This is a genomic window from Macrococcus brunensis (assembly GCF_022343725.1).
GTDB classification, from domain to species: Bacteria; Bacillota; Bacilli; order Staphylococcales; family Staphylococcaceae; genus Macrococcus; species Macrococcus brunensis.
This window is the reverse complement of record NZ_CP092179.1, coordinates 432,404-445,874: the sequence shown is the minus strand read 5'-3', so window position 1 is coordinate 445,874 and position 13,471 is coordinate 432,404. Positions and strand designations below refer to the sequence as shown.

12 protein-coding genes are annotated in these 13,471 nt (G+C 41.3%); 5 read left to right on the top strand and 7 right to left on the bottom strand.

All coding sequences use genetic code 11. From position 1 onward, the window contains the following. Positions 1 to 40 precede the first annotated feature (40 nt). The 4 genes from MGG13_RS02400 to glmS form a co-directional block, all read right to left on the bottom strand. Complete coding sequence (locus MGG13_RS02400; protein WP_133432737.1) at positions 41 to 544, bottom strand: DNA topology modulation protein; 504 nt, start codon at positions 542 to 544, stop codon at positions 41 to 43. Continuing rightward, positions 541 to 1,038 carry an NUDIX hydrolase gene (locus MGG13_RS02395; protein ID WP_133432736.1) on the bottom strand — a complete coding sequence of 166 codons (498 nt, stop codon included), beginning with the start codon at positions 1,036 to 1,038 and terminating at the stop codon, positions 541 to 543. The genes MGG13_RS02400 and MGG13_RS02395 overlap by 4 nt, the downstream gene beginning before the upstream one ends. A 228-nt stretch (positions 1,039 to 1,266) precedes the next feature. Continuing rightward, a complete protein-coding gene (gene isaB / locus MGG13_RS02390) occupies positions 1,267 to 1,770 on the bottom strand; it encodes an immunodominant staphylococcal antigen IsaB family protein (protein WP_133432735.1) in 504 nt (167 codons plus the stop codon). A gap of 159 nt (positions 1,771 to 1,929) precedes the next feature. Further along, complete coding sequence (gene glmS, locus MGG13_RS02385; RefSeq protein ID WP_239035235.1) at positions 1,930 to 3,732, bottom strand: glutamine--fructose-6-phosphate transaminase (isomerizing); 1,803 nt, start codon at positions 3,730 to 3,732, stop codon at positions 1,930 to 1,932. A 398-nt stretch (positions 3,733 to 4,130) separates the two neighbouring features. Here glmS and MGG13_RS02380 point away from each other — a divergent pair, with 398 nt between their 5' ends. From MGG13_RS02380 to MGG13_RS02360, 5 genes are all read left to right on the top strand, one after another. Then, entirely contained in the window at positions 4,131 to 5,657 is a 1,527-nt protein-coding gene (locus MGG13_RS02380) for a PTS mannitol transporter subunit IIBC (protein WP_239035234.1), read from the top strand. Between the two features lie 76 nt (positions 5,658 to 5,733). Next, positions 5,734 to 7,698, top strand: a complete 1,965-nt coding sequence (locus tag MGG13_RS02375) for a BglG family transcription antiterminator (RefSeq protein ID WP_239035233.1) — start codon at positions 5,734 to 5,736, stop codon at positions 7,696 to 7,698. A gap of 16 nt (positions 7,699 to 7,714) precedes the next feature. Further along, positions 7,715 to 8,149, top strand: coding sequence for a PTS mannitol transporter subunit IIA (locus MGG13_RS02370; protein ID WP_133432729.1), 435 nt, complete (start codon positions 7,715 to 7,717; stop codon positions 8,147 to 8,149). Further along, positions 8,149 to 9,258, top strand: a complete 1,110-nt coding sequence (locus MGG13_RS02365; protein ID WP_239035232.1) for a mannitol-1-phosphate 5-dehydrogenase — start codon at positions 8,149 to 8,151, stop codon at positions 9,256 to 9,258. Before MGG13_RS02370 ends, MGG13_RS02365 begins: the two co-directional genes overlap by 1 nt. A gap of 125 nt (positions 9,259 to 9,383) precedes the next feature. Next, positions 9,384 to 10,307 carry an ABC transporter substrate-binding protein gene (locus MGG13_RS02360; RefSeq protein WP_239035231.1) on the top strand — a complete coding sequence of 308 codons (924 nt, stop codon included), beginning with the start codon at positions 9,384 to 9,386 and terminating at the stop codon, positions 10,305 to 10,307. A 44-nt stretch (positions 10,308 to 10,351) separates the two neighbouring features. On the opposite strand, the gene glmM is transcribed toward MGG13_RS02360, so the two are convergent. The 3 genes from glmM to cdaA are packed head-to-tail and all read right to left on the bottom strand — an operon-like array spanning position 10,352 to position 13,462. Then, positions 10,352 to 11,698, bottom strand: a complete 1,347-nt coding sequence (gene glmM / locus MGG13_RS02355) for a phosphoglucosamine mutase (protein ID WP_239035230.1) — start codon at positions 11,696 to 11,698, stop codon at positions 10,352 to 10,354. Positions 11,699 to 11,712: 14 nt separating this feature from the next. Beyond that, positions 11,713 to 12,657, bottom strand: coding sequence for a CdaR family protein (locus MGG13_RS02350; RefSeq protein WP_239035229.1), 945 nt, complete (start codon positions 12,655 to 12,657; stop codon positions 11,713 to 11,715). Continuing rightward, positions 12,644 to 13,462, bottom strand: a complete 819-nt coding sequence (gene cdaA / locus MGG13_RS02345) for a diadenylate cyclase CdaA (RefSeq protein WP_133432725.1) — start codon at positions 13,460 to 13,462, stop codon at positions 12,644 to 12,646. Before cdaA ends, MGG13_RS02350 begins: the two co-directional genes overlap by 14 nt. Positions 13,463 to 13,471 lie beyond the last annotated feature (9 nt).

Below are 13,471 nucleotides of genomic sequence, written 5' to 3'. Positions count from 1 at the left end.
TAGAAGTGTCTTCTATAAGCTATACCCGTTTTATATGAATTTACAGATGACGGAGCCATTTTTCTATCTGCTGCGGTGAATGAAGAATGATAACCTGCTTTGAGTCTTTTAGTTCATTCAGTCTTTGTATAAGTGCTGGTCTTTTATTTCTCGGAAAATTCCAGACCCATGACAGGAATTCTTTATCTATCTTTTCTTCGCAGCCTTCTGCCATATCAGGTCGCACAGTGTTACGATTGGTCAGATAGCGTTTAATGACCTGATAAAGACAGATCCTTCTGCTGATATCGAGAAAGATAATTGTGTCTGCTTCTTTGATTCGGACGTCCATCGTGCCGGAATAGTTGCCATCAATAATCCATTCTGTGTGTGTCATCAATTGTGACTGAATGTCGCTCTGTTCTTCTCGTGTTGATAATATCCAGCCGGGTTTCCACATATAGGCGTCAAGATGAAAGACGGGCAAACCCAGTTGCTGACCAAGTCTACGGGCGAGTGTCGATTTTCCTGAACCACCTGAACCGATAATCATGATTTTTTTCATAGCAGACCTTTTATTTGAGGCCAGACCCGTTCTTTTGTGGCGTTCACCACTTTATCAGAAGTGATAAAATCAGCCAGTTTATCTGGTGTTATCCATCTGTAGTCGATTGTTTCGCTCTCCTGAAGAACAATGCTGTCTTTCGGTGCGTCTGTCTCTGCGATATAACCGAAATAATGCGTCTGATTGGCATCTACTGTCAGCTTATAAAGTGGTTCAAGTTCACGGACAGTGATACCTGTCTCTTCCTGCAGTTCTCGAATAGCGCCCGCTTCGATTGCTTCCCCTTGCAGAAGACTGCCTCCAGCTGTTATTTCAAATAGACCAGGGCCGCCACGTTTGCTCCAGTCGCGCTGCATGGCAAGAAACGATCCGTCACGATGTCTTAAAGTCACTTCAACCACAATGTGATATTGATGCTGCGGAATAGGTTCTCCTCGCGTCAGTGTGGTACCCAGACAATTTAGATTCTTATCATATGCATCCCAGATTTCCATCATATCTCCCCTTAATGTGTCATTTTTCTATTATATATAAAAAGCTGATGAATAGCTTGTAGAGATATCTTTCGGAAATGGCGCGTATTTCTGTTTGCCCGCCACTTCTCGAAAGTTATGGCGCGTATTCCCGTTTGCCCGCCACTTCTCGAAAGTTATGGCAATCACCCATATAAAACTGTTCAAAATAAAGAACCAGAGTTTTCACTCTGGTTCTTTATTCAGTCATTAACTGTAAATTGACAGACCTGTCAGATAACCTTTTGCATCGAATGCTGCAAAATAACCACCATTTTTAGTTTCATATTTCAGGAACGTTTCGCCTGCTTTGCTCGTCGTCGTTCTCACTAGTTTATTGTTTTTGTGTGCTTTCTGGAAATCTGCTTTAGAGATTGTTCCTTCTTTCACTTTAAACTCGATTGTACTGACTTTACCTTTGTTGTCTTTAACAACAGTAGTGTCAAATACTTCAGACTTCTGACCTTCGCCACCTAATTTAGCATCCGGTGCGACTTTATAACCATTAAGCGTGAAGTTCTCGTTTTTAAGTGCTGAAACAAAATACTTATCGAGTACGAATTGACCATCGTACTTCGTATACCCTTTGTAGTTATAATATGGCTTCTGGACAGTGTCTGTTTTCGCTTGGGCTGGCTGTTCGGCCACTACTGTACCCGCTACTATTGTTGAAGCAATCATACCTGCTCCAACTAATCTGCTCCATTTATTCATTGCTATCACTCCTAAATTTTTTGTTGCCATACTATTATAATACTTTTTATATCATTTTACAAAAAGTTGCCATTTCCAAGATATTAAATGACGTAATACTCAAAAATATTTTAATGAAAAACCACCCTGGAATGTATTCCAGGATGGTTTCATTACTTATTATTCTACTGTTACTGATTTCGCTAAGTTACGAGGTTTATCGACGTCACAGCCTCTATGAAGAGCTGCGTAGTAAGCTAAGAGCTGCGTGACAACAACCGATACAAGCGGCGCAAGCATTTCATGGACCTGAGGAATCACGTAAGTATCCCCGTCCTGCTCTAAGCCTTCCATCGCCACGATTAATGGTTTCGCACCACGTGCCACGACTTCTTTGACGTTACCGCGGATTGATAAGTTGACTGATTCCTGTGTCGCAAGTGCGATAACAGGTGTACCGTCCTCAATCAATGCGATAGTACCGTGCTTAAGTTCCCCGCCAGCAAATCCTTCTGCCTGGATGTAAGAGATTTCTTTGAGTTTAAGAGAGCCTTCCACTCCAACATAATAGTCCATTGTACGACCGATAAAGAACGCATTACGTGTCGTTTCAAGGAATTCAGTCGCGAAACCTTCGATTGTATGGGCGTCATCAATCACTGCTGTAATCGCTGCTGTCACTTTTGCAAGTTCTGGTAACAGATCGACGTCTACTTTGATGCCGGCATCTTTAGCAACTACCTGCGCTAAAATCGCAAGGACAGCAATCTGTGCTGTGTAGGCTTTAGTAGAAGCAACAGCGATCTCTGGACCCGCGTGCAGGATTAATGTATGATCTGCTTCACGTGATAAGGTTGAACCTGGTACATTTGTGATTGTCAGAGCAGTGTGACCGAGTTCTTTAATAGCGACAAGTACGGCACGGCTGTCTGCTGTTTCACCTGACTGAGAGATGAAGATAAATAAAGGTTTCTTAGAAAGTAACGGCATATTGTAGACGAATTCTGACGCAACATGTACTTCAGTCGGTACGCCTGCCCATTTCTCCAGGTATTCTTTACCGACAAGACCTGCATTGTACGAAGTTCCACAAGCAACGATGTAGATACGATCTGCTTTACGTACAGCTTTGACGATGTCTTTATCGATTTTCAGTTCGCCTTTTTCATCCTGATATTCCTGGATGATTTTACGCATAACGCCTGGCTGCTCGTGAATTTCTTTTAACATGTAATGTGCATAAGTGCCTTTTTCGATATCTGAAGCATCGATTTCAGCTTTGTATGGCTTACGTTTGATTTCTTTACCGTCTAAGTTTTTGATTGTGACTTTCTCTTTTTCAACAAGAACAATTTCACCGTCAACAAGCTCAACGTAAGTATCTGTTACTTGCAGCATTGCCATCGCGTCAGAAGCGATAACATTGAAGCCTTCGCCAAGACCAACAAGTAACGGCGATTTGTTTTTCGCGACATAGATCACATCTGGATTTTCTGTATCAAGTAAACCAAGCGCATAAGAACCGTGCAGTAATTTAAGAACTTCAACAAATGCTTTTTCAGTGTCTAAACCTTGTTTAGAGAAGTATTCAACTAACTGTACGATGATCTCAGTATCTGTATCAGATGTGAAAGTCACGCCTGTTAAGTATTCTTTTTTAAGCTGCTCGTAGTTCTCGATTACACCGTTATGCACTAAAGTGAAACGCTTTGATTCAGATTGATGCGGGTGAGAGTTATCATGGTTAGGCACACCGTGAGTTGCCCAGCGTGTATGACCAATACCAGTAGATGTTTCAAAAGAACTATCCACTACTTTACGTAATTCAGCAATACGTCCTTTTTCTTTATAAACACGAACATCTTCGCCATTACGGACAGCAATACCTGCTGAATCGTAACCACGATATTCTAATTTTTCAAGACCTTTTAATAAGATTTCCTTTGCATCCTGTGTTCCAATATATCCAACGATTCCACACATAATAAAATTCCTCCGATAGTCAATTTGTAATTAATATATTTGATCTCGGTTTAATATTTGCTTGTGCTGAGTGTCTTTGTTCAACCAGTCACCTGGATGTTTTAACAAACAGCTGTCGAACAGCAGGTCCGGAATGGCATCCGCCGAATTTTCGATAACCATTCTCCTCGTCAACAGTCGAAACTGTACTGGCGCTGTAGCCCTAATAATTCCCTATCCTCCCAAAAAGTTAAACCTAATTCATTATACAATTAAAGATTTGTAGATACAAGTTCGGACTTTACTTATTCTGCTTTGTCATTAAGCGTAATGACAAAGTTAAATTTACTATCCGTAGTATTCGTATTTACTTCCTATTAGAATAGAATTAACAAATAAAAAATAAAGGAGAAAATATTATGGCAGAACAAAAAAGCGGCATTCAGCGCCGCGTTCAAGCTTTCGGTTCTTTTTTAAGTAGTATGGTCATGCCGAATATCGCTGTTTTTATTGCATGGGGCTTCTTAACTGCCCTATTTATTCCAGATGGCTGGTGGCCAAATAAGGATTTGGCCACAATCGTTGATCCCACTATACATTATCTTATTCCTATTTTAATCGCATTTATGGGTGGTAAACTCGTGCATGATGTGCGAGGTGGCGTAGTCGGTGCAGCTGCAACAATGGGTATTATTGCGGCATTCCCTAAAACACATATGTTATTGGGTGCAATGATTATAGGTCCCTTAGCAGCATGGCTCATGAAAAAATTTGATAAAGTAGTTCAACCTAGAATCCGAACAGGATTTGAAATGTTAGTCAATAACTTCTCTGCAGGTTTCCTTGCCTTAGGTATGATGGCTGTATCCTATTATTTATTAGCACCAATTGTTGGTTGGATTATGAAGATTTTAGGCGCAGGTGTTCAATTCTTAGTTAACCTGCACATTTTACCTTTAACATCTATTTTAATCGAGCCAGCTAAAGTTTTATTCTTAAACAATGCAATCAATCATGGTGTATTAACACCACTTGCAACAGAGCAAGCTGCAGAAATGGGTAAATCTATTCTCTACACACTTGAATCTAACCCTGGTCCTGGGCTTGGTATCTTACTTGCATATATGGTATTTGGTAAAGGTTCTGCGCGTGCAACAGCTCCAGGGGCTGCATTGATTCACTTTGTGGGTGGTATTCATGAAATCTACTTCCCATATGTATTAATGAAACCTGCTATGATTCTTGCAGCTATTGCCGGTGGAATGACAGGCGTTGCTATCTTCTCGGCACTTGATTTCGGTTTAAAATCACCTGCTGCTCCAGGTTCAATTATTGCTTATGCAGCTGTTACGCCTAAAGGTGACTTTTTAACAATGCTCTTAGGTGTCCTCGGTGCCGCTCTCGTTTCATTCATCGTCGGTTCTTTAATTCTCAAGTTCTCTAAAGACAAAGGTGAAGATGATTTAGCAGCAGCAACAGCAAAAATGGAAGAAACAAAAGGTAAAAAATCTTCAGTAGCAGGCACTTTAACAGTTGCATCTGCAACAACTGCAACTGCTTCTTCTGACCGTGTGAAAGTCGTTGAAGTGGATAAAGATGAAACAACTGAACCTGATTTACTCGCTCAATATGATACTGAAAATGTATCTGCGCATGACTACTCTAACGTCAGCAAAGTCATCTTTGCCTGTGATGCAGGTATGGGTTCAAGCGCGATGGGTGCAGGTATGTTACGTAATAAATTCAAAAAAGCAGGCATCGATGCTGAAGTCACAAATTCAGCTATCAACCAGTTACCTAAAGATGCTCAGCTTGTTATCACGCAAAAAGTCCTGACAGACCGTGCAATCAAACAAGTTCCAGGTGCTATCCATATTTCAGTAGATAACTTCCTGAACTCTCCTCGTTACGAAGAGCTGATTGCTAACTTGAAACAGGACCAGTAAATAGACATTTACCAGTCAACGATTTAAACTAAGTATAAGTAATTGAATAACTTTCTAATTTGAAAGGAGTGTGGATATGCAAATCAGTCATCGAGAGAAAAAAATCATCGAGTCGTTGCTGAAAAGTCCGCGCTCCTTTCTGTCTATTCATCAGATTGCACAGAACTTAGGGGTCTCGAGCCGTACAGTCCACCGTGAACTGAAGTTTGTTGAAGAAACACTCAGCCGTATGAACCTAAGTCTTGACCGGCAGACCGGCAAAGGGCTTCGTATTGCGGGCGATGATACGGATTTCGCTCTACTTAGTGAACAGCTGGACGCTTCAACTGTATTAGACCTATCGGTTGAGGAACGAAAGGTCATTATTCTCTATACGCTTATTCGTGCAAAAGACCCAGTCAAACTTTACAGTCTCGCCAGCGAGATTGGTGTTTCGATCAATAAACTGTCTAAAGAGCTTGACGGGCTCAGTCCTGACCTCACCCGCTATCATCTGACTTTGCAGAAGAAGCGCGGCGAAGGACTGCAACTGTTCGGCGAGGAAGTCAATAAAAGGCAGCTGCTTGCTGATATCATGCTCGATAAACTGAACTCTACTAGTGTCTACTCAGTTATTGAGGACCACTTTGTTTACCAGACTTTAAATGATACAAGTCTCAAGGATTTAGTCGATATGGATCAGATTTTCAGCGTCGAGCGTCTGTTAATGGATGAATTAGCCGAACTGCCTTATGTTCTTCTTGAAACGGCTTATCTGACACTCACCATTCATATCGTGCTGGCCATTGAACGAATCCGCAACAATGAAAAGGTCTCGATTTCCGGAGATATTATTAAATCGCTTGAAGTAACACCTGAGTTTCAGGTAGCCAAAAATCTTGCCCGCTCATTATCAACCGCCTATGACATTGATTTTGACTTTGAAGAAGTCATTTTTATTACGATGCACTTACGCGGTGCTAAGCGCCGTGCAGCAGAGAGTGCAGCTGAAAGTGATATCAGCCCAGAAACGGATGAGCTGATCAAGGAAGTCTCTCGACTGATGCATCATGACTTTTCCGGTAATGAGACTTTAAGAGAAGGCCTTCTTCTTCACCTTGTTCCTGCATTAAATCGTATCACCGGGGGAATAGAGACATATAATCCTTTAACAGCCATGATTAAGCAGGATTATCAGAACTTGTTCAAATCAATCAGCATTGCGCTGACAACTGTATTTCCTGATGTGCATTTTCCGGATAATGAAGTTGCATTTATCGTGCTTCATTTCGGAGGCGCCATGAAGAATATAAGGGCCAGTGTCCTTGTCGTCTGTACAAGTGGTCTTGGTACAAGTAGAATTCTCGCCAATCAGATAGAAGAGCATTTCCCTGCCGTTCAAGTAACAAAGCTTGCTTCTGTCAGCGATTTGAAATCTCTGCAATTAGACAGCTATAACTATATCGTTTCAACAGTCGGACTGGATATCAGCCAGCCTTATACAGTCGTCAATCCCCTGCTGCCGGATAGTGACAAAGCGCTTCTCCAGCAGGTTTTCACGACGCGAGCATCGTCTCGTGTGCAATCAACTAAACAGAGCATGTATTATGATGTCATACCATTCGTTGTGGAGTCAGATGCTATTTTAAAAGGGATTGTGTTCAAGACGATATCAATTTCCAGCTGGGCAGATTATAAAAATCAGCTACCGGCAGCGGACGAACTCAGTAAAAGAGAAGATATACAGGGATTCGCTATTACAGGTTATCCTGTCGCTCTTCCCCACATCGCACATTCAGACGTATCTAAGCCCCTCATCGAACTCGTGACATTAACTTCTCCGGTTCAGATGAAGAATATGGACGGTGTCATGCAACAGGTCAGGTACTTGCTCGTCATGCTTCTGCCGGAAGAAACAGCAGCCAGACTTTTTGTCAGTGAGTTAAGCATACTTCTCATGGCGCATCTGGAATCACCTGACGAGTTTTTTAGCAATTCAGAACTTGTCGTTCAACATATGCAAGATACACTGATTAAACAAATCAGCCAAAAAATCTATTAAATGGAGTGAATCAAACATGTCAAACTTAATTCCAACAGAAAACATTCTCGTTAATCAGCATTTCGCAACTAAAGAAGAAGCAATCGAAGCAGCAGGACAAAAATTAGTAGATGCAGGTGCTGTTAATCCTGGTTATATTCAGGCCATGAAAGAACGTGAAGCAATCGTTTCTACTTATATGGGTAACTTCCTAGCGATTCCTCATGGTACAGATGAAGCAAAAGCTGAAGTCATCAAATCAGGTATCACTTTACTGCAAGCTCCAGAAGGCATCGACTGGGACGGCAACATCGTGAAAGTGGTTGTCGGTATCGCAGGTAAAGACGGCGAACATTTAGATTTATTATCTCAGATTGCCATTGTCTTCTCTGAAGAAGAAAATGTTGACCGTGTTATCAATGCGCAGTCAGCTGACGAAATCAATGCTATCTTCGGGGAGGTCGAACTATAATGAAAGCTGTCCATTTCGGTGCCGGAAATATCGGCCGTGGCTTCATCGGTAAAGTCCTATACGATAATAACTACGAAATCACGTTCGCTGATGTGAGCTCACAGATCATCTACCTGATTAACAAAGAACAGGCTTATGATGTCATCATCGCTGAAGAAAGTAAGACTCGTCAGCACGTAGAAGACGTTAAAGGCATTCATAGCGTAGAAGAATTAGATAAATTAGAGCAGGCATTAATGGAAGCTGATTTAATTACAACAGCTGTCGGTGTCAACATTCTGCCGATCATCGGTAAATCAATTGCGTCAGCGCTTGCTAAACGTGATGTGTCTCGTCCAGTCAATGTCGTAGCATGTGAGAATGCTATTATGGCGACAGACCAGCTGAAAAAAGCGATTGTTGATGAAGTCGGTGAACTTGGTGAGCATATCCATTTCCCTAACTCAGCAGTTGACCGTATCGTTCCAATCCAAAAACAACAGAACCCACTTGATGTAATGGTTGAACCGTTCTTTGAATGGGTCATTGAAGAAGATAAATGGTATGGCAAGCAACTTGAAGGTGTTAAATATGTTCAAGACCTTCACCCATTCATCGAACGTAAACTTCTTACTGTTAACACAGGTCATGCCTTTATCGCATACTTCGGTAAATATAAAGGCTATGCAACAGTAGACGAAGCAATGAAAGATCCAGAAGTTGTTGAACAGTTACGCCAAGTACTAGGCGAAACAAGCGACTACTTAACAAGCAAATATGATTTTACTGAAGAAGAACAGGCTGCATACGTTGAAAAAATCATCGGCCGCTTCCAGAACCCATACTTGTCAGATGACTTAAATCGTGTCGGTCGTTCACCACTGCGCAAAATCAGTCCTGAAGACCGTATCATTAAACCTCTGTCATACTTAGTGGCTGAAGACAAACCACACGAAGGTTTAATCAATATGGCTGCATACTTAATGCGCTATACAGATGAACATGACCCTGAAGCTGTCGACAAAGATAACTACATCAAAGAACACGGTCCTGCACAGTTCTTAAAAGAATATGCTAAGATTGATGAAAGTCTAGCTCAAGAAATCGAAGCAAAATATCAATCATTATAATGACTCAAAGCCGCTCAATTAGAGCGGGTTTTTTATTTTAAAATAATCATTGTCACATAATAGAAATTAAGCTATATTAAATATAACTAAATGATAATGATTATCATTAACAAAAGGAGACCTCTATGAAGAAATTTTTAGTATTTTTATGCGCTTTACTTTTAGTACTCGCTGCTTGTGGCAACGACACCAAAGAAACAAAAGAGTCAAAAGAAAGCAAAACAGCCATGAAAGATTATAAAACTGAGAGCGGTAAAACGATTAAAGTGCCCGAACATCCGAAACGCGTCGCTGTCATGACAGCCTTTTATGTGGGCGATTTTCTTGAACTCGGTATTAAGCCCGTGGCCGTACCTGCGTGGACAAAAGACTCATCTATCATTGGTCCACACCTTAAAGATGTAAAACTCGTGGGCGATAATAATATTGAACAAGTCGTTGAAGCCAAGCCGGACTTAATCATTGCAGATGCAACAGATAAGAATATTAAAAAGTATGAAAAAATAGCGCCTACCGTCCCTTTCACTTATACAAACTATGATTACAAAAGTATCTTAACAGAACTCGGAAACTTAGTAGGAGAAAAAGAAAAAGCAGCTGACTGGATTGAAGAATGGAACGCGAAAACAAAAAATGACCAGCAGGAAATCAAGAAGAAAGTCGGAACAGCAACTGCTTCTGTCTTTGAACTTGATACAAAACAGATCTATATTTACGAGAAAAACTGGGGCCGCGGCTTAGATATCGTCCATGATGTCTTTGGTATGCCGATGACTAAGACGTATCAACAGGCGCTCGACAAAGAAAAGAAAGGCTATGATGCGATTTCAGTCGAGGAAATAGGCAAATATGCAGGAGACTTTATCTTCTTAAGCAAGCCTTCTTATTCAAAGATGGATATAGAGAAATCAAATCTATGGTCAAACCTTGATGCAGTAAAAAATAAACGTGTCATTTCTTACAAAGCTGAAGATTTCTGGTTTACTGATCCTCTTACACTTGAAGCGCTAAGAACAAAGCTAAAAGCTGAAATTCTTAAGACACATTAATCCAGCAAAAAAATCGCCCTGCATCCGCAAGGCGATTTTTTATTTTATAATCCCATTTTTTCTTTTACAACGTCTGCGATGCTATGAACAAAGCGTTCTGCATCTTCATCTGTTTTTGCTTCGACCATAACACGCACAAGCGGCTCTGTACCTGATGGACGAACAAGGACACGGCCTTCACCGTTCATCTCATCTTCTACTGCTTTGATCGCTGCTGCAACATCTGCATTATCTTCTACAGCATGTTTATCAGTCACACGGATATTGACTAGACGCTGCGGATATTTTGTCATCTGGCCAGCCAGTTCACTTAATGTCTGTCCCGACTGCTTGATGATAGAAGCTAAATGGACGCCTGTCAGTAAGCCATCGCCTGTCGTATTGTAATCCATCATGACGATATGACCTGACTGCTCACCACCCAGATTATAATTGCCTCGACGCATTTCTTCCACTACATAGCGGTCGCCGACTTTTGTTTTATCACTTTGAATGTTGTAATCTTCCAGCGCTTTGTAGAAACCAAGATTACTCATGACTGTAGAAACAACCATGTTATCATTCAACTCACCACGTTTGCTCATTGACTGGGCTAAAATAAACATAATCTGATCCCCATCAACAATCTGGCCTTTTTCGTCTACTGCGATTAAGCGGTCGCCGTCACCATCGAAAGCAAGACCGAAGTCGCTGCCACTCTCAACAACAAGTTCTGCCAGAGCTTCTGGATGTGTAGAACCTACACCATCATTGATGTTATTACCGTCTGGATTACAACCCATTGTCACTGTATCCGCTTCTAAGTCACCGAATAAGAATGGTGCAAGTGAATACGTTGAGCCATGTGCACCGTCAAGCGCGATTTTTAAGCCTTCTAAGTCATCTTCAATCGTTGATTTCAGGAAGCTTAAGTAACGTTGTCCACCTTCAAAGTAATCTGATGTATGACCCAAATTAACCCCTGTCGGACGTGGTACTGTATCTACTTCTGCATCAATCAGTGCTTCAATCTCTGCTTCCTGGTCATCAGAAAGTTTAAAACCATCCGCACCAAAGAATTTAATCCCGTTGTCCTGTACAGGGTTATGGCTTGCTGAGATCATGACGCCTGCCTGAGCTTCCAGTTCACGCGTTAAATATGATACGCCAGGTGTAGAGATGACACCGAGACGCATGACTTCAGCACCAGTAGATAATAATCCTGCGACAAGAGCTGATTCAAGCATCTCTCCTGATACACGTGTATCACGGCCCACTAATACAGTTGGATTGTCATGACCACCATGTGCAAGTACATAGCCTCCGAATCGTCCTAATTTAAATGCAAATTCAGGTGTCAGTTCGCTGTTTGCGACTCCTCTTACGCCGTCTGTTCCAAAATATTTACCCATGAATTAATACTCCTTTATGATCCGTTTTTTGTAACGTCTACTTTAACAGTCACTTGCTTTGGTGTTACTTTTGAGACATCGCTTGGCAGCGGGATTTTCTCGTTGAAAGAAGTGTCAGCATTAATCGTATCAAGGTTGACTTCCACCTCTATATCACCGATACCATCCAGCGTCGAGCGTTTGCCCTGCAGTTCTACTTCATCTTCTGAAAGTGTAATGCCTTTCAGGGTCAGCCCATCAGGCAGTGACCCTTTTGTAACCGGCACAATCTTAACCACTTTTGAAATCGGCTGTACTTTCATCGTCACTTTGACTTTGGTGGGTTTCACTGTAACATCCAGTTTATTGAGATTACTATCGAAGACACCCACTTCAGCTTCTTCAGTTGTTGTTTCCGAGACTTTGGTTTTATTGCTGAGTGTCGCCTTGACATAGGCTATTTTAGCGATTTCATCACTGCTGCCTGTAATAGAAACCTGAGTAGGATCTACTTGTTTTTCAACCAGTTCATAGCCTGTTGCCATGCGACTCGGATTAATCTCTGCTTCTACTGCATGTGTAGTGCTGACTTTTTCAGCTAAAGTGATATTGGTTGTCTTCGGTTGTACTTCATAAGTCAGTTTATCAGACAGACCTTCTACCTGAAACTTTTTCTTATGATCACCTACGAGATCTTTAGATAAGTCCAGTTTAACACTGAAATCCATCATACTTTCAGTTTTTCTGACGATGGCCTGTGGACCCGTCACCTTAACATTGACACTCTGCGGTGCCCCTGATAGATAAAGATTCTTCTTATCATAGATTGTCTCGACCGGTACATCGTTAATTACGACTGTGTCATCGCCACTTAACTGCTCCTGCGTGACAAAGACATTGAAAATATCATTGACTGATAAGTAAAGGACTAACGCAAGTATAAATGAGATGATTCTGAGTCCCCATTTAGTCTCTAACATTATCTTCACCGTCCTTCTTATCCATCTGTGCGCTGAACCAGTGTTCAGTCAACAGCGCCTCAAATACTTCAAGAGAGACCTCTTTACGTAACCTGCCATTATAGGTGACGGAAATAGCACCTGTTTCTTCTGATACAACGATAGTAAATGCATCCGATACTTCAGATATCCCTACCGCTGCACGGTGCCTCGTCCCAAGACTCTTCTGAATTTTAGCGGAATCAGATAGCGGCAGGTAACTTGCTGCTACAGCTATCTTATCACCTTGAATAATCATTGCACCATCGTGTAAAGGGGTATTCGGTATGAAAATATTGATAAGAAGCTCTGATGAAATATTGGCATATATCGGTATCCCTGTTTCAATATAGTCCTGCAGACCCGTTGTCTTCTCGATGACAATTAAAGCACCGATCCGTCTTTTAGCCATATATTGAACTGATTTCACCATATCTTCTGTTAATTTTTTTTGATTGATATTCTGGGTTGAACTTCTTTTAAACAGACTTCCTCGTCCTAATTGTTCCAGTGCTCTTCTCAGTTCCGGCTGGAATATGACAATAACAGCGAGAAAACCCCATTCAAGTACGAAATCAAATAATCGAGTGGTTGTCGTTAAACCAAGTAACTGACTGACATATTTACCGATTAGAATGAAGAGTATTCCTTTTAGTAACTGTATTGCTTTCGTGCCTTTAATCGCATTGATGATTAAGTATAGAACATACCAGACAATTAACAGATCGAGGATGCTGATGATGACTTTAGCGGCACTTAAATTGCCTAATGCATCCAAAAAGTACATTGCATCTCC